25 protein-coding genes are annotated in these 24,600 nt (G+C 65.6%); 14 read left to right on the top strand and 11 right to left on the bottom strand.

Features of this window, described 5'->3' with window-relative positions; genetic code table 11:
- Window positions 1–11: 11 nt before the first annotated feature.
- The 4 genes from QCE62_RS28130 to QCE62_RS28115 all read right to left on the bottom strand — a co-directional run bounded on the left by QCE62_RS28130 (window position 12) and on the right by QCE62_RS28115 (window position 4,060).
- The gene (locus QCE62_RS28130; protein ID WP_309925615.1) at window positions 12–758 is read right to left on the bottom strand and encodes a hypothetical protein; all 747 of its coding nucleotides are present in this window, start codon (window positions 756–758) and stop codon (window positions 12–14) included.
- Complete coding sequence (locus tag QCE62_RS28125; RefSeq protein WP_309925613.1) at window positions 755–1,666, bottom strand: substrate-binding domain-containing protein; 912 nt, start codon at window positions 1,664–1,666, stop codon at window positions 755–757. The genes QCE62_RS28130 and QCE62_RS28125 overlap by 4 nt, the downstream gene beginning before the upstream one ends.
- A gap of 64 nt (window positions 1,667–1,730) precedes the next feature.
- Window positions 1,731–2,153: a c-type cytochrome gene (locus QCE62_RS28120; protein ID WP_309819264.1), complete on the bottom strand. Its 423-nt coding sequence runs from the start codon at window positions 2,151–2,153 to the stop codon at window positions 1,731–1,733.
- Between the two features lie 98 nt (window positions 2,154–2,251).
- Complete coding sequence (locus tag QCE62_RS28115) at window positions 2,252–4,060, bottom strand: methanol/ethanol family PQQ-dependent dehydrogenase (RefSeq protein WP_309925611.1); 1,809 nt, start codon at window positions 4,058–4,060, stop codon at window positions 2,252–2,254.
- 411 nt (window positions 4,061–4,471) lie between these two features.
- On the opposite strand from QCE62_RS28115, the gene QCE62_RS28110 reads away from it, so the two are divergent.
- From QCE62_RS28110 to QCE62_RS28070, 9 genes are all read left to right on the top strand, one after another.
- Window positions 4,472–4,846 carry a 4a-hydroxytetrahydrobiopterin dehydratase gene (locus QCE62_RS28110; RefSeq protein WP_309925609.1) on the top strand — a complete coding sequence of 125 codons (375 nt, stop codon included), beginning with the start codon at window positions 4,472–4,474 and terminating at the stop codon, window positions 4,844–4,846.
- A 150-nt stretch (window positions 4,847–4,996) separates the two neighbouring features.
- The gene (locus QCE62_RS28105; protein ID WP_309925608.1) at window positions 4,997–6,052 is read left to right on the top strand and encodes a beta-ribofuranosylaminobenzene 5'-phosphate synthase family protein; all 1,056 of its coding nucleotides are present in this window, start codon (window positions 4,997–4,999) and stop codon (window positions 6,050–6,052) included.
- A 73-nt stretch (window positions 6,053–6,125) separates the two neighbouring features.
- Window positions 6,126–7,055, top strand: a complete 930-nt coding sequence (locus QCE62_RS28100; protein ID WP_309925606.1) for a methylenetetrahydromethanopterin dehydrogenase — start codon at window positions 6,126–6,128, stop codon at window positions 7,053–7,055.
- A complete protein-coding gene (locus QCE62_RS28095) occupies window positions 7,052–8,254 on the top strand; it encodes an ATP-grasp domain-containing protein (protein WP_309925604.1) in 1,203 nt (400 codons plus the stop codon). The genes QCE62_RS28100 and QCE62_RS28095 overlap by 4 nt, the downstream gene beginning before the upstream one ends.
- Window positions 8,251–9,255: a methenyltetrahydromethanopterin cyclohydrolase gene (mch, locus tag QCE62_RS28090; protein ID WP_309925603.1), complete on the top strand. Its 1,005-nt coding sequence runs from the start codon at window positions 8,251–8,253 to the stop codon at window positions 9,253–9,255. Before QCE62_RS28095 ends, mch begins: the two co-directional genes overlap by 4 nt.
- Window positions 9,234–10,190 carry a RimK family alpha-L-glutamate ligase gene (locus QCE62_RS28085; RefSeq protein WP_309925601.1) on the top strand — a complete coding sequence of 319 codons (957 nt, stop codon included), beginning with the start codon at window positions 9,234–9,236 and terminating at the stop codon, window positions 10,188–10,190. Before mch ends, QCE62_RS28085 begins: the two co-directional genes overlap by 22 nt.
- Complete coding sequence (locus QCE62_RS28080) at window positions 10,177–11,031, top strand: triphosphoribosyl-dephospho-CoA synthase (protein ID WP_309925599.1); 855 nt, start codon at window positions 10,177–10,179, stop codon at window positions 11,029–11,031. The genes QCE62_RS28085 and QCE62_RS28080 overlap by 14 nt, the downstream gene beginning before the upstream one ends.
- 182 nt (window positions 11,032–11,213) lie before the next feature.
- A complete protein-coding gene (gene fae, locus QCE62_RS28075) occupies window positions 11,214–11,723 on the top strand; it encodes a formaldehyde-activating enzyme (protein WP_309925597.1) in 510 nt (169 codons plus the stop codon).
- A 79-nt stretch (window positions 11,724–11,802) separates the two neighbouring features.
- Window positions 11,803–12,213 (top strand): hypothetical protein, encoded by a 411-nt coding sequence (locus QCE62_RS28070; RefSeq protein ID WP_309925595.1) that lies wholly within the window; start codon window positions 11,803–11,805, stop codon window positions 12,211–12,213.
- A gap of 12 nt (window positions 12,214–12,225) precedes the next feature.
- On the opposite strand, the gene QCE62_RS28065 is transcribed toward QCE62_RS28070, so the two are convergent.
- A complete protein-coding gene (locus tag QCE62_RS28065; protein WP_309925594.1) occupies window positions 12,226–12,702 on the bottom strand; it encodes a dihydroneopterin aldolase in 477 nt (158 codons plus the stop codon).
- A 392-nt stretch (window positions 12,703–13,094) separates the two neighbouring features.
- Here QCE62_RS28065 and QCE62_RS28060 point away from each other — a divergent pair, with 392 nt between their 5' ends.
- Genes QCE62_RS28060 through QCE62_RS28050 form a run of 3 tightly spaced genes read left to right on the top strand, consistent with a single transcriptional unit; the run spans window position 13,095 to window position 17,130 of the window.
- Entirely contained in the window at window positions 13,095–15,155 is a 2,061-nt protein-coding gene (locus QCE62_RS28060) for a sigma-54-dependent Fis family transcriptional regulator (protein ID WP_309925592.1), read from the top strand.
- On the top strand, window positions 15,152–15,751 hold the full coding sequence (locus QCE62_RS28055; RefSeq protein WP_309819242.1) for a flavoprotein: 600 nt from the start codon (window positions 15,152–15,154) through the stop codon (window positions 15,749–15,751). The genes QCE62_RS28060 and QCE62_RS28055 overlap by 4 nt, the downstream gene beginning before the upstream one ends.
- Window positions 15,730–17,130: a DUF6513 domain-containing protein gene (locus QCE62_RS28050; protein WP_309925590.1), complete on the top strand. Its 1,401-nt coding sequence runs from the start codon at window positions 15,730–15,732 to the stop codon at window positions 17,128–17,130. Before QCE62_RS28055 ends, QCE62_RS28050 begins: the two co-directional genes overlap by 22 nt.
- Here QCE62_RS28050 and QCE62_RS28045 read toward each other — a convergent pair.
- On the bottom strand, window positions 17,127–17,675 hold the full coding sequence (locus QCE62_RS28045; RefSeq protein WP_309925588.1) for a thioredoxin family protein: 549 nt from the start codon (window positions 17,673–17,675) through the stop codon (window positions 17,127–17,129). The two genes, QCE62_RS28050 and QCE62_RS28045, sit on opposite strands and share 4 nt — an antisense overlap.
- A 99-nt stretch (window positions 17,676–17,774) precedes the next feature.
- On the opposite strand from QCE62_RS28045, the gene QCE62_RS28040 reads away from it, so the two are divergent.
- The gene (locus QCE62_RS28040; protein WP_309925587.1) at window positions 17,775–18,086 is read left to right on the top strand and encodes a hypothetical protein; all 312 of its coding nucleotides are present in this window, start codon (window positions 17,775–17,777) and stop codon (window positions 18,084–18,086) included.
- Window positions 18,087–18,197: 111 nt separating this feature from the next.
- A complete protein-coding gene (locus tag QCE62_RS28035) occupies window positions 18,198–18,491 on the top strand; it encodes a hypothetical protein (protein ID WP_309925585.1) in 294 nt (97 codons plus the stop codon).
- Here the strand turns inward: QCE62_RS28035 and fba are convergent.
- Genes fba through cbbX form a run of 5 tightly spaced genes read right to left on the bottom strand, consistent with a single transcriptional unit; the run spans window position 18,485 to window position 24,588 of the window.
- Window positions 18,485–19,522: a class II fructose-bisphosphate aldolase gene (gene fba / locus QCE62_RS28030; RefSeq protein WP_309925584.1), complete on the bottom strand. Its 1,038-nt coding sequence runs from the start codon at window positions 19,520–19,522 to the stop codon at window positions 18,485–18,487. The two genes, QCE62_RS28035 and fba, sit on opposite strands and share 7 nt — an antisense overlap.
- Before the next feature lie 36 nt (window positions 19,523–19,558).
- Window positions 19,559–21,601: a transketolase gene (gene tkt, locus QCE62_RS28025; RefSeq protein WP_309925582.1), complete on the bottom strand. Its 2,043-nt coding sequence runs from the start codon at window positions 21,599–21,601 to the stop codon at window positions 19,559–19,561.
- A 35-nt stretch (window positions 21,602–21,636) separates the two neighbouring features.
- Window positions 21,637–22,509 carry a phosphoribulokinase gene (locus QCE62_RS28020; protein WP_309925580.1) on the bottom strand — a complete coding sequence of 291 codons (873 nt, stop codon included), beginning with the start codon at window positions 22,507–22,509 and terminating at the stop codon, window positions 21,637–21,639.
- Between the two features lie 41 nt (window positions 22,510–22,550).
- On the bottom strand, window positions 22,551–23,657 hold the full coding sequence (locus QCE62_RS28015; protein WP_309925579.1) for a class 1 fructose-bisphosphatase: 1,107 nt from the start codon (window positions 23,655–23,657) through the stop codon (window positions 22,551–22,553).
- 19 nt (window positions 23,658–23,676) lie between these two features.
- The gene (gene cbbX / locus QCE62_RS28010; RefSeq protein WP_309925576.1) at window positions 23,677–24,588 is read right to left on the bottom strand and encodes a CbbX protein; all 912 of its coding nucleotides are present in this window, start codon (window positions 24,586–24,588) and stop codon (window positions 23,677–23,679) included.
- Window positions 24,589–24,600: the final 12 nt, after the last annotated feature.

Below are 24,600 nucleotides of genomic sequence, written 5' to 3'. Positions count from 1 at the left end.
AACCGTTCAACTCAATTGCTGGCGCGAGGCGCGTTGGACGGCTTGACCGGTCCTCCGCCCGGCGTGCTCATGTTCTTGAGCGAGCCTTGATACGCAAGCGTTTCCTTCGCGAGCGGATGCGCGAAGTCGCCGCCGTCGCCGGGGATTTCCGTGCGGATCATCAGCAGGTGTCCGGGCACGTCATCGGCCATCACGAAGGTGTAGCGCTTGGCGAGGTACTTCTTGAAGCGGTCCGCGTTGGGATCGTTCAGGTAAGGCTGGATGACGATCTGCTGTGCCTTCGCATGCTTGCCGAGCCCGAGCGACTCGCTCGACACCGGCGTGATGGCCGGACCCGCCGCCAGCGCCATCCGCACGCGCTGCTGGAAGTAACGCCGCTGTCCGCCCGTCAGCTGCTCCATCTCTGCGATGTCATGTTCGAGAAAGTAGATGATCATCGGATTGCAAGGCAGCCCGCCCGGCACGTTGACGTTGCCCGTGCGGTCGGTCACGCGCGCGTCGTTGTGGCTGTTGCCGGGACTCATGACGAGCACGCGCACCGTGTCGTTCACCTTCGCGGGCGGCCCGGAGTAATCCACCGCGTAATCCAGTTCCGTCTGCGGCTCGACGCCGCTCAGATGCGGCTGCATGAAGAGCAAGCGCTCCGCCGGCGCAATCTGCACGGCCGGCGCGGACGCGGCGGGCGCATCCGCCGCCCTCGCCGTGGTCAGCATCTGCGCGGCGCACGCGAGAACACAAACGCCCAGTGCCCGCTTCATTGCGCGGAGGCCGGTTGCAACGGCAGCAAGGGCACCTGATAGCTGGTCAGGATCTCGTCGATCTTCGGCTGATTCGATGCGATCCAGTTGTCCACCTTGTCGCGCCACGCCTTTTCGCCATAGCGCACGCCCATCGAGATCTCGTAGTCGAAACGGATCGGCTGGCCGGCGGGGAACGCCACCAGCCGCACCTTGTTGTCCGAACGGTTGACGAAGTAACCCGCGATCGGCCCCCAGACGAAGGCCGCATCGACGTCGCCCTTGGCCAGGTCGCGCTCGATCATCTCGCCCGGAAAGGCTTCCGGATCGCCGCTCTGCCCCTGATACGACACCGCCTGATTGAGCAGGTTGTGGCTCAGGAGCCAGTCGGTCGCGGGGCTCTTCACGAAGATGCCGAGCTTCATCTTCTTCAACTGGTCCGGCGGCAGGTTCATGAGATCCGTCGGCGACTTGATGCTCGCGTATTCAGGCTTGTTCGGGAACACCATCGCATAGGTGGAATGCAGCCAGGGCCGCGTGGTTGCCGTGAGTTCATAGCCCTTCGGCACGCCGATGATCAGGTCGCACTTGAAGCGCTCGCTCTGCGGCACCTTCTCGCGCAGCGTATTGCGCACGAAACCCATGCGCTGCGGCCAATAGGTGTATTCGAGCTTGTAGCCGAAGTCGCTCGCCATCTGGCTCGCGATCTTGTTCTCATAGCCCTCGCCCTTCTTGTTCGAGAGCGGCATGTTGTTGGGATCGGCGCACACGCGCAGCACGCCATCCGCGCCGTCGTTGTCCGGCAGATTGGGCGGCGGCCCGCCCGCGCCCTGCGCAAAAGCGGATTGCGCCGGGAACGTCGCGCACGCCGCGCAGAGCACGGCGAGGAATCGAAACGAAGCGGCGCGGCTTGCATGACGACTGGACATCGAAGCACCTCCGGGTTGAAAGCAATCATCGGATGTCGGCCGCATTCGCGTGCGGCGCGCGTCCTTATTTTGCATCGATCGCCTGCAAGTCGCCCGGATTGATCTTGCCGTCGGAGCGTCCCTTCAGATACGCGTACAGGTTTTCCCAGTTCTTCTGCATCATCTGGCTGGTGCTGAAGTCCGGCATGCCCTTGTCCACGCGTCCGCCGAACACGGTGCGGTGGAATTCGGTCTTGTCCAGCGTCTTGAAAGCGTCGATCAACGAAGGGCCGACCATGCCTTCCTGCTTCGCCCCGTGACAGCGTTCGCATGCGAGTGCACGCCAGGTCTTCCAGCCCTGCAGCGTGTCGCTGTCGACCTTGTTGCCCTCGACGACCTTGTACGCGACCGGCTTCACTTGCGCAGGCATCGGAGGAGGCGTTTGCGCGAACGAAGCGGAAGACGCAGCGAGCGTCATCGCCAGCATCAAGAGTGATCGGCCTTTCATACGTCTGACTCCTTGAACATGTCTTTGTAATGGGGGGGAAGCGCGGCGCGGCGGCCCTTGCAGCCGCCGCGCCCTTCACTCAGGTCAGAGAACGCGCATCAGCTCGGGATGGCGAAGATGAACAGCGTGCCGCCGAGGGCCGTGTACTTCGCGAGGTCCTTGTAGCCACCGACCGCGCCCAGGCCTTCCGTCGACTTCTCGAGACCCGCCGCCATGCCGATGCCGGCCCAGCCGCCGATGCCCGAATACACGCCGATGAACTGCTTGCCCTGGTACTGATACGTGAAGACGTTGCCGATGATCCCGGACGGCGTCTTGAACTTCCACAGCTCCTTGCCGTCCTTGATGCGCACCGCCTTGATGTAGCCTTCGAGCGTGCCGTAGAACACGACGCCGCCGGCCGTGGCGAGCGCGCCCGACCACACCGAGAACTTCTCCGGCTTCGACCACACGATCTTGCCCTTGGCCGCGTCCCACGCGATGAAGTTGCCCATCGCGCCCTTCTCGTTCGGGCCCGGGAACATCGACAAGGTGGCGCCGACGAACGGCTGACCCGACACGTAGTCGACCTGGAACGGCTCGTAGTCCATGCAGACGTGATTCGTCGGCACGAGGAACAGGCTCGAACCCGGATCGAAGGCGGCCGGCTGCTGGTCCTTCGAGCCGAGCGCCGCGGGGCAGATGTTCTTCACGTTGTGATCGGGACCGGCCTTCTGCGTCGAGTAGCTTGCGTTGCGGATCGGCAGGCCGCTCTTCAGGTCAACGCTGTCGGCCCAGTTGACCGCCGGGTCGTACTTCTGCGCGACCAGCAGTTCGCCCGTTTGACGATTCAGCGTATAGCCGAAGCCGTTGCGGTCGAAGTGAACGATGGCCGGCACCTTCTTGCCGCCCATGTTCAGGTCGGAGAGGATCATCTCGTTGACGCCGTCGTAGTCCCATTCGTCATGCGGCGTCATCTGGTAGACCCACTTGGCCTGTCCCGTGTTCAGGTCGCGGGCGAAGATGGTCATCGACCACTTGTTGTCGCCGGGACGCTGCGTCGGGTTCCATGTGCCCGGATTGCCCGAGCCATAGTAGACAAGATTCAGCTTCGGATCCCATGCGTACCAGCCCCACGTGGTGCCGCCGCCGTACTTCCACTGGTCGCCCTGCCAGCTCTTCAACGACGAGTCCGCGCCCACCGGCACCATCTTGCCGTCGGTCCACGTCATGGTGGTCTGCGGGTCCATCAGCATTTCGTTGTCGGGGCCGACGCTGTAGGCCTTCCACGCTTCCTTGCCGTCCTTGATGTTGTACGCGACGAGCCGTCCGCGCACGCCGAATTCGCCGCCGGAGATGCCGGTCAGCACCTTGTCGCCGAAGACGTGCGGCGCATTGGTATTGGTCTCGCCCTTCTTCGGATCGCCGTTCTGCGCGGTCCAGACGACGTCGCCGGTCTTGGCGTCGAGCGCGACGAGCTTGGTATCGGCTTGCTGGAGGAAGATCTTGCCGTCGCCATAAGCCAGGCCACGGTTGACCGTATCGCAGCACATCACCGAAATGACCTGATTGTCCTGCTTGGGCTGGTATTGCCAGATGAAGGTCTGGTCCTTCAGGTTGATGGCAATGACCTTGTTGGGGAACGGCGAGTGGATGTACATCGTATCGCCGATGACGAGCGGCGATCCTTCGTGGCCGCGCAGCACACCGGTCGACATGGTCCAGGCCACCTGTAGCTTGCCGACGTTGTTTTCGTTGATCTGCTTGAGCGTGCTATAGCGGTGATTCGAATAATCGCCCGCCTGCGCCGCCCAGTTCGAGGGATTCTTGATCAGGCTGTCCAGTTGCGAGTCGGCCTGAGCGACATAGGAATTCAGGCCTGCCGTCGCGACCACCGCCAGTCCAAGAACCAGGGTGCGTAAGTTCATGTCTCCTCCAGAATGGTGATGCTTCCGACCCAGGATGAACACGCTACCGGGTTGCATCGTGCGCGCCTTCAAATGCAGGTAACGGGTTGCGCGTCGTCCGGTTCATTGCCGGGCGTTTGCGTAGAGAGGCGAATTGCATATTCCATGCCGGTTTTAAATGGCCGCCTGAAATCGGGAATTTGGCGCAGCTTGCTGTCGCGTGCGGTGAGATCGATGTCGGATGGCGACACATACTGTGTCAAATACGCGAAACATCAGGCGTGACGGGACATGGCGGACGCGTGCGTGACATGACGCTGCGCAGCAAGGGTGCATCGCGCCCGCCTTGAGGGTTTTCTATAGGATGCAATGATGGGCGCGCCCGGCGCGGCGCATACTCGACCAGCATGTTCATCTCATGGAGGCCTTGTCATGGCTCAAAGCGAAAAGGTGTATTCCGACGAGGAAGTAAAGCAGCAACTCAAGGGTCCGCTCGCACACTGGTATCTCGAAGACGGGTGGCTGCGGCGCAAGTACAAGACCGAGGGCTGGAAAGGGACGTTGATGGTGGTCAATACCGTGGGCCATCTCGCGGAAGCCGCGTGGCACCATCCCGATCTCACGGTTTCGTATGCGTTCGTCATCGTCAAGCTGAAGACGCATTCGGCGAAGGGCATCACGGACAAGGACCTGACGCTCGCCCGGAAGATCGAAGACGTGGTGCACTGGCAACCCGGCAAGGAAGACGGCCCGCTCGATGGCACGCCATCCGACGATCAGCGCTTCCGCTATATCAAGTACGACTAGCGGCAAAGGCGAAGCGAGGGCGGTGTTTCGAAAGCCCTCGCTTCGCGTGATCGTCCTCGTACATCAGCCATGAACGCGCCCGGCGCGCTTCCTCATTCTGGTACAGCATTTGCATGTTCGCGGTTCCCCTGGCCTCGACCACAGACCGTGATGCCCACTTCTCCCGGACGGTTATCCCCTCCCTCGGCGATCACAGTCGAATCTCCCGCGCGGCTGCATCTCGGCTTCATCGATCCGAACGCCTCGCTCGGACGCTCGTTCGGCAGCGTGGGCCTGGCCATCGATGCACACAGTACCTGCCTTACCGTACGGCACGCTCCGGCAGCGGCACATCATGGACGCATTGATGGACGCATTGATGGACGCATCGACGGCGCGGCGAGCGTCGCGCAGCGCGAGCGCATCGAGCAGCATCTCGCGGCGCTGCACGCAGCCTTCGGCGCGGGTCCGGCACTCGACATCGAACTGCACGACACTCCGCGCGCCCACACTGGCCTGGGCTCCGGCACGCAGCTGGCGCTCGCGCTGGGCACGGCATTCGCCCGCGTGCGCGGCCTCGACGCGAGCTCCGCCGACATCGCCCGGGTGCTCTCGCGCGGCCTGCGTTCAGGTATCGGCATTCATGGTTTCGATCATGGCGGTCTGATCGTCGATGGCGGCCGCGCCGCCGGCACGCTCCTGCCGCCGCTGATCGCGCGTCAGGATTTTCCCGAAGCCTGGCGCGTGCTGCTCATCGACGACACCTCGCGCGAAGGACTCCATGGCGATGACGAGAAGCGCGGGCTCGCCTCGCTCGCGCCGTTCCCTGCGTACCTCGCTGCACACCTCAGTCATCTGGTGCTGATGCGGATCCTGCCCGCCGTCGCCGAGCGCGATTTCGCGCCCTTCGCGGACGCGCTGTGCGACCTGCAGCAGACCATTGGCGAGTACTTCGCGCCGGTGCAGGGCGGCGTCTTCGCGAGCCCGGCTGTCGCGCGCGCGATCGAGGCCGTCGCGGCCGAGCAGAAAGCCGGCATCGGTCAGACCTCGTGGGGACCGGTGGGCTTCGCGTTCGTCGAGAGCGCGCAGGACGCGGAGCGCGCGCTCGCGGCCGCCCGACGCGCCGCGCCGGGCGCATCGCTGAACTACACCATCGCCGCCGCGCGCAACCGCGGCGCGACATGGCGCGCGGCGGCGCCGGGACAGCGCGGCGCGGATGCGGCCTGAAGGGCGTTTCGGCACACAACAGCTTCAATCGATTTCAAGCGATTCAAAGCAATACCCACACGAGTCCACCGCCATGCCCGAAGCCACCGAACGACCTTACGTGCTGCACATGTTCACGAGCACGCCGCAAATGAGCCCGTTCGACGTGAACATGGCCGCCGACGCCGGCTATCAGATCCTCGTGCCGTACTGCAACGTGGACGAGGGCAGCGTCGTGCAGCTCACGCAGGACGCGATCTTTTCGCGCGGGCCGAAAGGCGTATCGCGCACCGGCATCTTCATCGGCGGACGCGACGTGATGCTCGCCGCCGACATGCTCGAAAAAGCCCGCCACGCGATGGTGCCGCCCTTCGAGGTCTCGGTCTTCGCGGACCCGAGCGGCGCCTACACGACCGCCGCCGCGCTGGTCGCGCTCGCTGAGAAGCACCTGAAGGCCGCGCATTCCGTCGATCTCGGCGGCAAGCGCGTCCTCATTCTCGGCGGCACCGGCGCGGTCGGACGCGTGGCGGCGGCGATGGCGGCCTCGCTCGGCGCCGATGTCGTCGTCGCGAGCCATTCGAGCCAGTCGCGCGCCACGCAGGTCAGCGACGAAGTCAACCGGCGTTTCGATATCGCTACCACGGGCGTCGCGACCGGCTCGCCGGAGCAGTTGCACCGCGAGCTGGCGCGCGCCGAAGTGGTGTTCGCGACGGCCGTCGCGGGCGTGCAGGTGATGAGCGCCGCCGATCTCGTACACGCGAAGAATCTGCTGATCGCCGCCGACGTCAACGCGGTGCCGCCCGAAGGCATCGCGGGCGTCAATGTCATGGACGACGGCAAGCCGCTCGCGGGCGCGGCGCGTCAGGACGCGGTGGGCATCGGCGCGCTGGCGATCGGCAACGTCAAGTATCAGGCCGAGCACCGGCTTTTCCTGCGCATGCGCACCGGCGGCAAGCCGGTCTATCTCGGCTTTCCCGAAGCATTCGACGAAGCCCGCGCGATCGTTGGCGGACAGGGTTCATGATGGCGCACGTAAGCGCCCGCGCGCCGCGCGTGGCCGTGGCAGGCCTGTCGGCGCGGCTGCTCGCGCAATCGGCCGCGCGGGCCGGGCTCAATGTCGTGGCGCTCGACATCTTCGGCGACCGCGATACGCGCGAACATGCGGGCCTGTGGTTCGACATCGGCAAGCCGGACGGCAACGGCCTGTCGATCGACCGCGCGCGGCTCTACGATGCGCTCGAACACGCCGCGCGGCTGCCGCGCATGCTCGGGCTCATCGTGACGAGTGGGCTGGAGCCGCTCGCCAACGAACTGAGCCGCGCGCCGGGCGTGCCGCGTTTCATCGGCAACGGGGCGCAGGCGCTGGCGGTGCGCGACCCGCGGCGCTTCTTCGCCCTGCTCGACGAAGCCGGCATCCCGCATCCGGAAGTCAGCTTCGCCGCGCCCGCCGCGCCTGCCGGACCTGAAGGCTGGCTCGTCAAGCGGCCGGACGGCTGCGGCGGCACGCATGTCGAATGGGCGGGCGACGTCGATCGCACCGTGCCGCGCGCCTATTTCCAGCGGCTCGCGCAGGGCCGCCCGATGTCCGCGCTGTTCGTCGCGGCGCATCGCGAAGCCGTGGTGATCGGCTTTGCCGAGCAGTTGACCGTCGCGGCGGGACGGCTGCCGTTCGTGCATGCGGGTTCGCTCGGACCCGCGCAGCTGCCCGCCGATACGGCGGCGCGCGTCATCGCGGCGATCGAGGCGATCGTGTGGAAGACGGACCTGACGGGGCTGAACAGCATCGACTTCCTGCTCGACGGCGACGACTTCAGCGTGCTCGAAATCAACGCGCGGCCGTCATCGACGATGGCGCTCTACGAAACCGTCTGGCCCGACGCCTGGCCGCGCGGCCTGGTCGGCGCGCATCTGGATGCCTGCCTGCACGGCGAATTGCCGCAGGTCGCACAGGGCTGTGCAGCGATGACGCATCCGTCGCCGCTGTTCGCCGGGCAACGCGTGGTGTTCGCGCCCACAGGCTTTACTGTGTCGCGCGAATTCAGCGACGCCTGCTTCGCCGATCCCGCCTGCCACGACGTGCCCTCGCCTGGTGCGCGCATCGAAGCGGGCATGCCGGTCTGCACGATGACCTTTACCGCGCCCGCGTTCGCCGCGCTGCGCGACGCGATGGAGCGCGAACACGCGCGCCTCCTGCAACGTATCGATACCCTCTCCCGTTCATGAGCTCATCTTCCTTCACGCCGCCCGCACTGAGCGTCAATGCATCGAGCGAGCGGCTCGTCGCGCAGCTCGTCGATGACGCCGCGCGCCTCGGCGTCCACGTCGCGCGCACCGACGGCGGCACGGTCATCGTCGATGCGGGCGTCGCCGCGCCGGGCAGCGCGGAGGCGGGCCTGCTGATCGCGCGCATCTGCATGGGCGGCCTCGGGCAGGTCGCGCGGCGCGCCGCGTTCGATGGCGCGCCGCTCTGGCCTGCCTTCATCGAAGTACACACGAGCCAGCCGGTGCTCGCGTGTCTTGCGAGCCAATACGCGGGCTGGAGCCTCTCCGCGACCAAGGAGCAGACCGGCGGCAAGAAATTTTTCTCGCTGGGCTCGGGACCGGCGCGCGCGCTCGCCGGCAAGGAAGCGCTGTTCGACGAGCTCGGCTATCGCGACCGGCACGCGCGCGGCGCGCTGGTGATGGAAGTGGACCGCGTGCCGCCGCAGGTCGTCATCGACAAGGTGCTGGGCGACTGCGGGCTCGCCCCGGAAGCGCTGGTGATCGCCGTCACGCCGACGCAGTCCATGGCGGGCACGGTGCAGGTCGTCGCGCGGGTCGTGGAAGTTGCGCTGCACAAGACGCACGTGTTGGGCGTGGATCTCGGCGAGATCGTGGAAGGCAGCGGCAGCGCGCCGTTGCCGCCGCCCGCGCCCGACGGCATTCAGGCGATGGGCCGCACCAACGACGCCATCCTGTATGGCGGCCGTGTGCATCTGACCGTGAAAAGCGATGCGGCGGCGAAGCGCCTGGCCGCCGAACTGCCGTCGTCGAATGCGCGCGATTACGGGCGGCCGTTCGCGGACATCTTCACGGCCTTCAACTACGACTTCTATCAGATCGATGCCGCGCTGTTCGCTCCCGCCGAGGTGTGGGTGTCGAGCCTCGAAAGCGGCAAGACCTGGCACGGCGGCAAGGTGGACAAGGCGCTTCTCGACGCCCAATGGCTCGGAGACGCGTCGTGAATCCGGCGACGCCGCGCGTAGCCATCATGACTGACGAAACCGGCTGGCACACCGGCCGGCTCAAAAAGGCGTTCCGTGCGCGCGGCGTGGAGGCGCGTTGCGTGGATCTGGCCGAATGCCGTATCGACACGACCTGGACGCCGCACGGCCTGGCGATTCCCGGCTTCGGCCGCACGCTGCCCGACGCCGTGTTCGTGCGCGGCATCGCGGGGGGCACCTTCGAGCAGGTGACTTTGCGGCTCGGCATCCTGCACGCGCTGCGGGAAAGCGGCGTGCCGGTCTATAACGATGCGCGCGCGATCGAGCGTAGCGTCGACAAGTCGATGACGAGCTTCCTGCTGCATCGCTACGGCGTGCCGACGCCCGCGACCTGGGCCGGCGAATCGGCCGCGCACGCGCAGCGCGTGCTGATGCGCGAGACGGCGGCGGGCCGGCAAGTGGTCATGAAGCCGCTGTTCGGTTCGCAGGGCAAGGGACTGAAGAAGCCCGGCGTGCGGCTGCCGTCGCTCAGGCGGTTCAGCCAGGTCGCCTATCTGCAACGCTTTGTCGATGCGGGCGAGCCGGGCTTCGACTGGCGCGTGCTGGTGATCGGCAAGCAGGCCGTCGCGGCGATGAAGCGCGTCGGCGGCGCGGGATGGATCCATAACTTCGCGCGCGGCGCGCACTGCGAGCCCGCCGAATTGACGCCGCAGCTCGCGCAGATCGCCGTGCGCGCCACGCAGGCGCTCGGGCTGGATTACGCCGGTGTCGATCTGATGCCGTCGCGCGACGGATCCCCCGTCGTGCTCGAAGTGAACGGCGTGGCGGCATGGCGCGGCTTGCAGAGCGTGACGCCGGTGGATATCGCCGCACTGCTCGTCGACGATCTCCTCGCGCGCAAGCTGCCCGAGTCGCGCGGCGCACTCCTGCTCGCCAGCGGCGATGGACCGCGTTGAGCCGCCGCGCGTCGCGTTCCTGCGCGCGTGCGAGCTCGATGTCGAGACGCGCAAGCCCGGCAATGTGAGCGTCGCCAGCGCGGGGCACGGGATGACCGCGACGCAGTTCATCGAGAGCGCGCAGGCCGCGGCCGCGGGGCTGTTCATCACGCGCGCGTCCGTGGGCGCGCGCATTCTCGAAGCCGTGCAACGCAGCGTCGATAGTGTCGGCTGCAATACCAATCTCGGCATCGTGCTGCTGGCGGCGCCGCTCTGCGCGGCGCTCGAGCTTCTGCCATCCGACGAACCCGTGACCGCCGCACGCTGGCATGACGCCACCGGCCGCGTGCTCGACGCACTCGACATCGACGATGCGCGCCTCGCCTATCGGGCCATCGCGCTCGCGAATCCGGGCGGCCTGGGCGAAGCGTCTGAACAATCGGTGCACGCGCCGCCCACGGTCACGCTGCGCGCGGCCATGGCGCTCGCCGGCGATCGCGACAGCATCGCGCGTCAATACGCGGAAGGCTTCGCGGATGTCTTCGCCACCAGTACCGATGCGGCAGGAGCGATAACGCCGGACGCACAGCAACGCGCGATGCTCGACGCATTCCTGATGTTTCTCTCGCGCTGGCCCGATTCGCACATTGTGCGCAAGCACGGCGCGGCGCCGGCGCAAAGTGTCACCCGCGATGCCGCTTTGCAGCGCGCCCGCTGGCGCGACGCGGGATGCTCCGCGCAGTCCGCCGCACTCGATGTCTGGGATGAAGAACTGAAGTCACGCGGCATCAATCCCGGCACGAGCGCGGACCTCGCGGTGGCGACGCTGTTCGTCGCGCTGACGATCCAGTCCGTGTCGTGATCTCGCTCGCGAGCAATGGCTGCGCGGGACAAAAAATTGGCACGGAACCTGTTAGGAGACTCCCGGTTGTGCGGTCGCGTCGAAAGTCCGGTCGAACCGCGAGCCTCGGACGGCTGGGGAACGCCGTCGCGAGTCGAGTGCATGTCGCTAGTCCCAAGAACCACACTCACTGGAGGAACAGCATGGCCAAAATCAACCGCGTCATGGTAGGCGAATCGCTCGTCGGCGATGGCAACGAGGTCGCACACATCGACTTGATCATCGGACCGCGAGGCTCCGCTGCCGAGACCGCGTTCTGCCACGCGCTCACGAACAACAAGGATGGCTTCACGTCGCTGCTCGCCGTGGTCGCGCCGAATCTGCTGACCAAGCCGAACACGATTCTCTTCAACAAGGTGACGATCAAGGGTGCGAAGCAGGCCGTGCAGATGTTCGGCCCGGCGCAGCGCGCGGTGGCCATGGCAGTCGCCGACAGCGTGGAAGGCGGCGTGATTCCCGCCGACGAAGCCGACGACCTGTTCATCTGCGTCGGCGTCTTCATCCACTGGGAAGCCGACAACGACCAGAAGATCCACGACTTCAACTATCAGGCGACCAAGGAAGCGCTTGCGCGCGCGGTGGCGGGCGAGCCGTCGGCGAAGGAGGTAGTATCGAAGAAGGGAACGATGTCGCATCCGTTCTCGCCGAGCTGATCCAATCTTCGGCTGGTGCGGGCAGCGCTCCGGCGCGCACCGGCCGAAGCCCCATCACGACGACTACGAGGCTCTTCGCATGACCCCACGTTGCTGCGCGCTGACGGTGTTCGCCTGCCTCTCGCTGATCTCACCGCTGTCATTCGCCGCAAGCGCCTCAGGCGGCGACGCGGCGGCGGCGCCCGTGAAGAGTCACAACTATCCGACGGAAGGGCGCGTGGAATACGTGCTCGGCTGCATGGATGACAACGGCCACGACTTCGTCAACGTGTACAAGTGTTCGTGCGCCATCGACAGGATCGCCAAGGTGCTCACCTACGACGACTTCGTCGAGCAGTCCACCTTCTCGAAGTACGCCACCTTGGGCGGCGAAGGCGGCGCCGAATTCCGCGTGGACCGCGCCAAGGCACAGACCAGGAAATTCCGCGATCTCCAGAAGGACGCGTTCAAGGCGTGCGGCATCGGCAAGCAGGCGGCCGCGGCGAAGTAAGAGCCTCTCGCGTCATTGCGGCACGTAGCCCCGTCCGATCCACGCCAGCGACACCGCCGCGCCGGCCGGGCGCCTGCGTTCGATTACGACGCCCACGGCGTCGACATCGTCGAACTTGGCCGGCTTGGCGAGCGATATGCGCACCCAGTGCGCCCCGAAATCCCGGATGACCATCTGCGCGATGCGTTCCGCCAGCGCTTCCAGCAACTGCACGCCATGCGAGGCGAGCAGGCCGTGGATCGCCTCGCGCACCGCCGCATAGTTCACCGTATCCTCGATGCGGTCCGTCTGGCAGGCCCGTACGCAAGGCACGCCGATGGCGAGATTCATGCGCACCGTCTGCGGCTCGTGCAGCTCGCTCGAATCGATGCCGATCACCGTCTGCCCCGTCAATCCTTCGATGTAGACGATATCCATCACGTCGCGCGCTTCGCCCGAAGCATGCGGCGCCACGAAATTCGGATCGCTGATCGGTTCGCTTCGTCCCATGGAGTCCTCGCCGCGCACGCGCTTGTATCGAGCGCTTCCGGCGCCCACCGCCGGAAGTACAGGTAACGTGAAAGCAAAAAGCGGGCGCGTTTATCCCCTTCGATGCGACTACTTATTGAATCAATACGTCATCGGAGGTAAAGTTTTTGCGAACCGGGCGGGACGGCTTGCCGAATAGCCGCAAAACCAGCGACATGACAGCAGCCATCACGCTCTCCAGCCCGGCCACGAGGCGCGTCTGCGTGCGGAATGCCAAAGCACAAGAAGCAGAGCAAGAACGAATCAGCGCAATTGAGAGCGCCGCAGCGCCAGCCGAGTACACAACAGATTCGGCGCCGGGCGGACCGCGTGCATGGCACGCACCGAAACCGGCGTAACGGAGACTTGCCCCCATGTCGTCGCTTGCTGACGTAGACACGCATGTCCGGGAAGTACTGAACATCGTCCATAACCCGCTGGCCGCCCGCCGCGCCAGCGATTCCGTCGCGCAGTCGTGGCTGCGCTGCCTCACCGAGTTCCAGCTCGATCCCGGCCGCTTCGTCATGCCGCCCGTGCTCACGCAGCACGAGCTCAATGACCGCCGCGAAGCCGCAAGCGACCTGATCGCGTCGTCGAAGCTCGAAATGACCACGCTGTATCAGCAGCTCGCCGATCCGGAACTGGCCGTCGTGCTCGTCGATGCCGATGGCGTCATCGTGCATCAGGTCTCGTCGGTGCCGTTCGGCGAGGCCGTCGCGGCCGACGGACTGCGCGTCGGCGCCCTGTGGAGCGAGCGCGAAGCCGGCACCAACGGCATGGGCACGTGTTTGATCGAACGCGATTGCATCGCCGTGTGCCAGCACGAACATTTCTATCCGCGCTATACGTCGCTCACCTGCTCCGCCGCGCCGATCTTCGACGAACGCGGCGAGATCGCCGGCGTGCTCGACGTGACCAGTCGCTCCAAGCTGCTGCAACAGCATTCGCTGGTGCTGGTGGGCATGTCGCGGCAGATGATCGAGAATCGTCTGATCGATGCCCGTTACCAGCACGCCAACCTGATCCACTTTCATAGCCGGCCGGAATTCGTCGGCACGCTGCACGCGGGCAAGCTCGCCGTGAGCGGCGACGGCGTCGTGCTCGCGGCGAGCCGCAGCGCGCTATTCCAGCTCGATCTGCGGTCGCCCGGCGAACTGTGCGGCAAGCGCATCGAGGAAGCGTTCAACGCGACGCTGGAGGACATGATCGCGCGCAGCATTCGCGGCTCGTTCCATCCGGTGACGGTGTACAGCGCGAAGACCAACACGCGCTTTTTCTTGACGGCGCAGACGCCGCGCGACGGCGCCGCGGGAAGCACCCGCATCCTGATAAGCGAGCCCGCCGCGACGCCCGCGCGCGCCCGTCCGCCGAAGAAGGACGCCGGCCGCGAGCCGACGGTCGCGGGCCGGCTCGACAAGCTCTCGCACCTGGAATTCGGCGATCCGCGCATGGCCTCGCAGATCCAGCTCGCGGCGCGCGTGATCCAGCGCAAGATCCCGATCATCCTGCGCGGCCAGACCGGCACCGGCAAGGAAGTGTTCGCCAATGCACTGCACAGCATCAGTCCGAACGGCACGGGTCCGTTCGTCGCGGTGAACTGCGCGTCGTTGCCGGAGAACCTGATCGAGAGCGAGTTGTTCGGCTATCGCGCGGGCGCCTTCACCGGCGCGCAACGCGAGGGGCGCCGCGGCAAGATCGTGCAGGCGAACGGCGGCACGCTGTTCCTCGACGAGATCGGCGACATGCCGCTCGCGCTGCAAGCCCGTCTGCTGCGGGTGCTCGAAGAACACGAAGTCACGCCGCTCGGCGCGGAGACCACGGTCAAGGTGGATTTCCAGCTGATCAGCGCGAGCCATCGCAACCTGATCGAACTGGTGCAGAACGGCCTGTTCCGCGAGGATCTGTATTACCGGTTGAACGGCATCGAGATCAATCTGCCGCCGCTGCGCGAACGCGCCGATGCGCTCGCGTTGATCGGCCACATTCTCGACACCGAATCCGACGATCCGCCCAGGCTCTCGGCGGAAGCGCGCCACGCGCTGCTGAAATACCCCTGGCCCGGCAACATTCGCCAGTTGCGCCATGTGCTGCAAATGGCGATCGCCTTGTGCGACGGTCCCGAGATCCTGTGCGCGCATTTGCCCGCCGAGATCGCCAATGGCGCGAGCCCGGCCGTCTCCGTGCGTACTCCAGTTCCAGCGGCGAGCGCTCCGCCCGCGCATCTTGCGGAGGACGCGGATGTCTCGTCGCTCAATGCGATCCAGGCGAAGGAGCGCGAGACCGTGCTGCAACTGCTCGACGAGCACCGCTGGAACGTGAGCAATGTCGCGAAGGTGCTCGGCATCAGCCGCAACACGCTGTATCGGAAGATGCATCGGCTGCATATTCGCCTTTCGCACGATTCGCCCGCCGACAACGCCGCCGCCGACGCATGACGCCACCCACGCCCGCCCGCCGGCTCGACGAGTTCAAGCCCGACGCGCGCTTCGCGTGGTGCGTGACCGGTTCCGGTCACATGATCGAAGAATCGATCGCGCTCGCGCTGCGCCTGCCGGGCGTCGATCTGTTCCTGTCGTCGGCGGGAGAGGAAGTGTTGCCGCTGTATGGCTGGCCCATCGCGAAGCTGCGCGAACGCTTCAAGGTGTTCCGCGACAACAGCGCGAGCAGCGTGCCCGTCGGGATGCTCTATAACGGCGACTATCACACGGTGGTGATCGCGCCCGCGACCAGCAACACGGTCGCCAAATGCGCGTTCGGCATCTCCGACACGCTGCCCACCAACCTCTACGCGCAGGCCGGCAAGCAATGCGTGCCGGGCATCGTGTTTGCCTGCGACACCGAGGCTTCCGTCATCACCCAGGCGCCGAAGGAATGGGTCGAAGTGCGGCCGCGCGCGATCGAGTTCGAGAATGTCGAGCGGCTCGCGCGTTTTGCGCATACCACCGTGCCGCGCTCGCTCGACGAACTCGAAGCCGCGCTCGATCAACGCCTGTCGGCCCTGAAGCTTGCATGGAACACATCGTCTTCCTGACCGGCCGGCTCGCGCAACTCAGCCTTCAGCAGGTGCTCGAAAGCATCGCCCCGGCGGCGCAGCGCACGCCTTTCACCTGGGAAGTGCGGGAGATCGGGCTGCAGGTCGCGGGGCTGATGACCGCCGACATGATTCGACGACGCGTCGCCGTGCCGTTGACCGAAGGGACGAAGCGCATGATCGTGCCGGGCCGGTGCCGCGGCGATCTCGACGCCCTCGCCGCCCACTATGGCGTGAAGGTGGAACGCGGGCCGGAAGAGGTCAAGGATCTGCCGCAGTTCTTCGGACGCGAGGCGCGGCACGTGGACCTGTCCCGCTACGAGACCGAGATCTTCGCGGAAATCGTCGATGCGCCGCGCCTCGGCCTCGACGGCATCGCGGCCCGCGCGCACGAATACCGGCGGCAGGGCGCGGATGTGATCGACATCGGCTGCCTGCCCGAGACGCCGTTTCCGCATCTCGAAGAGACGGTTGCGATGCTGAAGCAGCAGGGCTTCCGTGTCAGCGTCGATTCGATGCGCGAAGACGAACTCCTGCGCGGCGGACGTGCGGGCGCGGACTATGTGATGAGTCTGAACGTCGATACGGCGTGGATTGCCGACGAGATTGCGTCCACGCCGGTTCTGGTGCCGCGCGAGCCTGCGGATGTCGCTTCGCTGGACCGCGCCATCGATGCCATGACGAAACGCGGCCGCGCCTTTCTCGCCGATCCGATTCTCGACCCGATTCCCTTTGGCCTGGCGGCGTCCATCGCGCGCTATGTGGCCTTGCGCGAGCGCTATCCCGATGTGCCAATCATGATGGGCGTCGGCAATGTCACCGAGCTGACCGAAGCGGACACGAGCGGCATCAATGCAGTGCTGTTCGGCATGGCGGCGGAGCTGCGCGTTGCAGCCGTGCTGACGACCTCGGTGAGCCTGCATGCGCGGCGTGCCGTGCGCGAAGCCGACGTCGCGCGCCGCGTGATGCATGCCGCACGCGAAACGCAGACCTTGCCCAAAGGCATTTCCAGCGACCTCTCAGCGCTGCATGCGAAGCGGCCGTTTCCGTACGACGCCGGCGAGATCGACGTGATCGCCGCCACCGTGCGCGATCCGAATTTTCGCGTGCAGGTGTCGTCGCAGGGCATTCATGTCTATAACCGCGACGGTCATCATGTGGGCGTCGATCCGTTCGCGCTCTTTCCCGAACTCAAGGTGGAAAGCGACGGCGGCCATGCGTTCTATCTCGGCGTGCAACTGGCGCGCGCGGAGATTGCGTGGCAACTGGGCAAGCGTTTCGATCAGGACCAGCCGCTCGACTGGGGATGCGAAGTGGACCGGCTGGAAGAGGATCTAAGCGCGTGGCATGCGCCGGGAAGCACGCGACGCAAAGGCTAGCGTTTCCATTTGATCGAGCAACCCAGCGCGGGATATTGCGGGTCGTCAGGTTCGGCATCGTGCGCGACGGCGAGCATGGCCTCGAAGAGGTCGCGCCGTGCCAGCGGCAATGCTTCCTTGCGCGACGCATCGATGCGTCCGCGATATCTCAACCTGAGTTCGCGGTCGAAGCCGAACGCTTCCGGCGTACACACCGCGCCATAGTCGCGCGCGACCTGCTGGGTTTCATCGTGCAGATAGGGAAACGGCAGCCGCCATTCGTGCGTCAACGCGATCATGCGCTCGAAGGCGTCGTCGGTGTAGACGCTGGCATCGTTCGAATTGATACCCGCGAGGTTCACGCCGTGCGATTGCAGTTCGTGCGCGTCGCGTATCAGCTTCGGCAGCACGGCTTTGACGTAGGGGCAGTGGTTGCACATGAAGACGATCACGAGGCCGTTCGCGCCTTTGAGCGAATCGAGCGTATGGTTGCTGCCGTCGGTTGCCGGCAACGTGAAAGCTGCTGCCTGTGTGCCGGGATCGATAGCCGGGGATGCGGTGGGCATTGAGATAGCTCCTATTTGATATCGGTTGGCCGAATGGTGTATTGGCGGGTTGAAGGCGGTCGGATAGCATGGGATTTCCATCAGTCATCCGGAGCATTCATGTACATTTTCAGCGTCGAAGAAGCACAAAATGATCTGCCACGCATCCTTGATATGGTTGCTCAGGGAAAGGACGTCGCTATTGGCGGCGAACGTCCAGCGTTGCTCCTCAAAGTACGCAACGTCGGCAATATCGTGGACAAACACGGCAACGAGGCGGGCGGGTCAATCATCATCATGGACGTCGACAAGGAGGTGCTGGAAGACGAATTGGTGAAACCAGTGCCCGACGACATCATCGAATCGTTTTACGGCCCCATCTTTCCGGACGAACCGGACCAGCCAAGAGTCGATGATGCGCGTGCTGCTTGACACTCACATCTATATCTGGCGTGTGTCGCGTGACCGCCGTCTATCCGCGCGCTTTCGCCAGGCGATAGAAGAAGTGCAACAGGTCTACGTCAGCACGGCAGCATCTGGGAGATGTCCATCAAGGCCGCGCGAGGCAAACTGGAACCGGATGCTGAACGCGCCATCGACGTGCTCGAGCAGCATCCGTTCATCGTGCTGCCGGTGCGACTCGTGCATGCGCGCGCCGTGCGTTACCTGCGCCTCGTTCATCGCGATCCGTTTGACCGCGTGCTGTTGGCGCAGGCCATCATCGAAGAACTTGATTTCCTGACCGCAGACACCGAACTCGCCAGCTACCTCAACGAAGCCCTCCCCGCCGGACGGCAGCCGGTAAATCGTCGAATGACCTCGCTTCGGCTTCAGTGATACTTCCTCGCCATGACCTCCAGCCCAACAGGCCTGATCCTTTGCCCATGCCCGGCGCACCCGAACGCCTCGAAGCGTTCGATGCACAAATCCCGCGCCGCCGCCGTCGCGGCTTTCAGCGCATGCCTCGGATCGAACTCCGACTTCGCCGCCGCCATCGCCCGACGCATGGCGCCGGTCATCGCGAGCCGGATATCGGTGTCGATGTTCACCTTGCGCACGCCATTCGCAATGCCGCGCCGAATTTCCTCGACCGGCACGCCGAAGGTCGCGGGCATCTCGCCGCCGTGCTCGCGAATGATCGCCAGCCATTCCTGCGGCACCGATGACGAACCATGCATCACGAGATGCGTATCGGGAATGCGCGCATGAATCTCAGCGATACGGTCAATCGCGAGTATGTCGCCGGTGGGCTGCCGGCTGAACTTGTACGCGCCGTGCGAGGTGCCGATGGCTATCGCCAGTGCATCGATGCCGGTTGCCTCGACGAATGCGCGCGCCTCATCCGGGTCGGTCAGCAGACGATCGCGGCTCAACGCGCCTTCCGCGCCCACGCCATCCTCTTCGCCCGCGAGCCCCGTCTCCAGCGAGCCGAGACAGCCGAGCTCGCCCTCCACCGAGACGCCCACCGAATGCGCGGCTTCCACGACGCGCCGGCTCACCTCGACGTTATAGTCATACTCCGCCGGCGTCTTCTGGTCCGGCATCAGCGAACCGTCCATCATCACCGACGTGAAGCCGGAACGGATCGCCTGCTGGCACACCGAGGGACTCGCGCCATGATCCTGATGCAGCACCACCGGAATGTCCGGATGCGCTTCGACGGCCGCGAGCACCAGATGCCGCAGATACGGCTCGCCCGCATATTTGCGCGCCCCCGCTGACGCCTGCAGGATCACCGGGCTTCCGGTTGCGTCGGCCGCGGCCATGATCGCCTGCACCTGCTCCATGTTGTTGACGTTGAACGCGGGCACGCCGTAGTCGTGCTCGGCAGCGTGATCCAGCAACTGTCTCAATGCAATGAAGGCCATGTCGAACTCCCTCTCGATGATCGTGCTGATGACGCGTCAGGCCGCCACGCGGCGCGCTTCCTCGACGAGCGCCTCCGTGGTCACGCCAAAGTGCGCGAACAGTTCGTTTGCCGGCGCGGATTCCCCGAACCGGTCGATGCCGACCACACCGCCGTGCAATCCCACGTACTGCCGCCAGAATGCGGTCACCCCGGCCTCGATCGCGACGCGCGGCACGCCTTCCGGCAACACGCGCTCGCGCCACGCGTTGCACTGGCGGTCGAAGACGGTGGTCGACGGCATCGACACGACGCGCGCAAGAACGCCCTCATTCCTGAGCGGCTCCACCGCCTCCAGCGCCAGCGTCACTTCAGAACCGGTCGCGATGAGCACGACGCGACGCGCATCGCGCTCACTCGTCGCCGGCCAGTCGGCCAGCACGTAGCCGCCGCGTTCGATGCCGTCTATCTGCGCCTCGTCGCGCGGCACGAACGGCAGGTTTTGCCGCGACAGCAGCAGGCACGACGGCCGGTCGCGCTCGATTGCGCTGATCCACGCCTGCATCGTCTCGACGGTATCGCACGGACGCCACACGTCGAGTCCCGGAATCATGCGCAGCGTCGCCGCATGCTCCACCGGCTGATGGGTCGGACCATCCTCGCCAAGCCCGATCGAATCGTGCGTGAAGACGAACACCGTGCGCGTCTTCATCAACGCCGCCATGCGCAGCGCATTGCGTGAGTAATCCGAAAACGTCAGGAACGTGCCGCCGAATGGCAGATAGCCGCGATGCAACGCCACGCCGTTCAACATCGCGCTCATGCCGAACTCGCGCACGCCGAAGTGAATGTAGTTGGCCTGGCCGGACGCCGGCGTCATGTCGACCGCGCCCTTCCAGCGCGTGAGATTCGAGCCGGTCAGGTCGGCCGAGCCGCCGAGCAGCTCCGGCAAGGCGCACGCCAGACCGTCGATGGCCAGTTGCGATGCCTTGCGGGTCGCCACGGTCTGGCGCGCGCGGTCCGCCTTGCGCACCAGCGCATGCGCCGTATCGCGCCAGTTCGCGGGCAGCGCGCCGCGCGCCCGCCGCTCGAACTCAGCGGCTTCGTCCGGAAACGCCCGGCGATAAGCCTCGAAGCGCCGCTTCCAGTCGTCCTGCGCCGCCGCGCCCGCCTCGCGTGCGTCCCACAGCGCGCGCACCGGCGACGGAATCTCGAACGGCCCATGCGCCCAGCCCAGCGCGCGGCGCGTGGCTTCGGCCTCTTCAGCGCCAAGCGGCGCGCCATGTACCTCATGCGTGCCCGCCATCGTCGGCGCGCCCTGGCCGATCACGGTCTTGCAGCAGATCAGCGTCGGCCGGTCCGACTCGCGCGCGTCCTGCAACGCCTGCGCGACCGCATCGGCATCGTGCCCGTTCAATCCCCTCACGACGTTCCAGCCATACGCCTCGAAGCGCTTCGGCGTGTCGTCGGCGAACCAGCCTTCCACATTACCGTCGATGGAAATGCCGTTGTCGTCGTACAGCACGGTGAGCTTCGCGAGCCGCAGCGTGCCCGCCAGCGACGCCGCCTCGTGCGACACGCCTTCCATCAGGCAGCCATCGCCGACGAACACATACGTACGATGATCGACGATCTCATGCCCCGGCCGGTTGAACTCGCGCGCGAGCAAGGTTTCGGCGAGCGCCATGCCGACCGCATTCGCCAGCCCCTGCCCGAGCGGCCCGGTCGTCGTTTCCACACCGGGCGTCACGCCCGTTTCCGGGTGACCGGGCGTCTTGCTGCCCAGTTGCCGGAAGCGCCGGATGTCATCGATTGACACGTCATAGCCGCTCAGATGCAGCAGGCCGTAGAGCAGCATCGAGCCATGTCCGTTCGAGAGCACGAAGCGGTCGCGGTCGGGCCAGTCAGGGTCCAGCGGATTGTGTTTCAGATGACGCGTCCACAGCGCGACCGCGATCTCGGCCATGCCCATCGGCATGCCGGGATGACCCGAGTTCGCCTGCTGTACCGCATCGACGGCGAGCATGCGCAGCGCGTTGGCCATCTGGCGGATCTCGGGCGAGCGCTGGCGAACAGGCAAAGCTTCAGCAACGGCATTCATGGATGCCTCCTTGATGCAATGGGAAAACGGGCTGCTCAGGCGCGCGCGCGACGGTCGCGCAACTGCAGGATCATCGGCGTGAAGATCAGCTGCATCGCGAGTCCCATCTTGCCGCCCGGCACGACGATCACATTCGGCCGCGACATGAACGAGTCGTGCAGCATGGTCAGCAGATAAGGAAAGTCGATGCCGCGCGGCTTCGCGAAGCGGATCACGACAAAGCTCTCGTCGGGCTGCGGAATCTCGCGCGCGGTGAACGGATTCGATGTGTCCACGGTCGGCACGCGCTGGAAGTTCACATGCGTGTGCGAGAACTGCGGGCAGATGTAGTTCACGTAATCGGGCATGCGGCGCAGGATGGTATCGACCACGGCTTCGTGCGAATAGCCGCGCATTGTCTGGTCGCGATGCAGCTTCTGGATCCATTCGAGATTGATGATCGGCACCACGCCGACCAGCAGATCCGCATGACGCGCGATGTCCACTTCGTCGGTGACGGCCGCGCCGTGCAGGCCTTCGTAGAACATCAGGTCGGTATCGGGCGCGACGTCTTCCCAGGGCGTGAACGTGCCCGCATCCTGCTTGAAGCGCGTGGCCTCGGCCTCGTCGTGCACGTAATGGCGGAACTGGCCGCCGCCGCTCTTGCCGTAGGTTTCGAACAGGCTTTCGAGTTCCCGCAGCAGATTCGCTTCCGGCCCGAAGTGGCTGAAGTTGAGTTGCCCGTCGCGCTCGCTCTGCTTCATGGCCTCGCGCATGCCAAGACGGTCATAGCGATGAAATGCATCACCCTCCACAATCTGCGCGTTGATTTTCTCGCGGCGGAAGATGTGCGTGAAACTCTTCATGACGGTGGTCGTGCCGGCGCCGCTCGAGCCCGTCACCGCGACGATCGGATGCTTGACTGACATGCGCTGCCTCCCTGGCTGTTGATGTCGTATCGGGCGCTGCTTCAGGCTTCCGTCTCCGGCAGGAACAGCGAGCGTTCGTTGAACAGCGGCGAGGTGAACGGCTTGTCCTCGCCGCGATCGTATTCGCCGTGATACCGCTGGATCCGCTCCACTTCGTGACGCGACCCCAGAATCACCGGCACGCGCTGATGCAACGCGCCGGGCTGAACGTCGAGAATGCGCTCGCGTCCCGTGATCGACAGGCCGCCCGCCTGCTCGACCAGGAAGCTCATCGGGCTGGCCTCGTAAAGCAGCCGCAGGCGGCCTTCCATCTCGGGCGTCCTGAAGTCGCGCGGATACATGAACACGCCGCCGCGCATCAGGATGCGATGCACTTCCGCGACCATCGATGCAATCCAGCGCATGTTGAAGTCCTGCGCGCGGCAGCCGGTGCGGCCGTCCTTGCATTCCTGCACGTAGCGGCGCACGGGCGGCTCCCAGAAGCGCTCGTTCGACGCGTTGATCGCGAACTCGCACGAGTCTTCCGGAATGCGGATGTCGGAATGCGTGAGCACGAAGTTGCCGACGTCGCGTTCCAGCGTGAAGCCGTGCGTGCCGTTGCCTACGGACAGCACCAGCATCGTCGATGGTCCGTAGATCGCATAGCCCGCCGCAACCTGCTCGCGGCCCGGGCGCATGAACGCGGCTGCGTCGGCGGCGGCGCGCGCGTCGCGCTCACCTTCGCCTTCGCGCCGCAGCACCGAGAAGATGGAACCGACCACGCCGTTGATGTCGATGTTCGACGAGCCATCGAGCGGATCGAACGCCAGCAGATAGTCGCCGCGCGGATAAGTCTCCGGAATGGCGTACACCTCGTCCATTTCCTCGGACACCATGCCGGCCAGCAGGCCATCCCATTCGCAATGCTGGAGGAAGATCTCGTTGGTCGCGAGGTCGAGCTTCTTCTGTTCCTCGCCGTGCGTGTTGACCGACTGCGCCGAGCCGTGCTGCCCGCCCAAGGCGCCGCGTGTCAGCGCCGCAGCGATGGTCTTGATCGAGGCCGCGACATCGATCAGCAGCGCCGACAGACCGCTCGCCGCGTCCGGACCCGGCCGGCGATCCAACGTGTCGATCAGGAACTTCGATAAGGTGGTGCGTCCATCGAGCATCGCGCAGTCTCCATGAAGGTCACAAATCAGCGAACACGCGGCTCGCGCGAATGTCGCTGGCGTCGAGCTGCATCAACGCGCTGGCATCGGCGTGGCACGCGCCCCGCTCGGCCGCCGCGAACAGACGGTTCGCCTGGCGCAGCCGCGCGCGATCCAGTGCATTGCGCACCGATCGCGCATTGGCGAAGTTTGGCTGGCGGATGCGGCGCGCGAGATAGTCGTCGAAGGCGCGGCGCGCGTCGTCGTCGAAGCGGTAGTGCATGTCGGCGAGCATGTGCTCCGCGATCTGCAGCAACTCGCCCGGCGCGTAGTCGGGGAACACGAGGTGATGCGCGATACGCGATCGGAAACCAGGATTGCTGTGAAAGAAGGTTTCCATGCGCGCTTCGTATCCGGCGAGAATCACGACGAGGTCGTCGCGCTGGTTTTCCATCGTCTGGAGCAGGATCTCAATGGCCTCCTGCCCGTAGTCGCGTTCGTTCTCCGGCCGGTACAGGTAGTAGGCCTCGTCGATGAACAGCACGCCGCCCATCGCACGCTTGAGCACTTCGCGCGTTTTGGGTGCGGTATGCCCGATGTACTGGCCGACCAGATCGTCGCGCGTCACCGACACGAGATGATTGCGCCGGATATAGCCGAGCCGGTGCAGCACCTGCGCCATGCGCAGCGCAACCGTGGTCTTGCCGGTACCGGGATTGCCGGAGAAGCACATGTGCAGCGTGGGCGCACCCGACGCGATGCCGAGCGTCGCGCGCGCGCGTTCCACCAGCAGGTGCGCGGCGATCTCGCGGATGCGCGTCTTGACCGGCGCCAGCCCGATCAGGTCGCGGTCCAGTTCCGCCAGCACCTCGCCGATGCGCGACTCGCGGTACAACGCCATCAGGTCGGCATGCGTCGCCTGGGTTTCGTCGAGCGTGGCTTCGGCGCTCATTCTCGCCTCCTC

This window comes from Caballeronia sp. LZ033 (assembly GCF_031451265.1).
In the GTDB taxonomy this organism is placed as follows: domain Bacteria; phylum Pseudomonadota; class Gammaproteobacteria; order Burkholderiales; family Burkholderiaceae; genus Caballeronia.
Note: the sequence above shows the minus strand (reverse complement) of the source record. Positions and strands in the feature narration are given on the sequence as shown.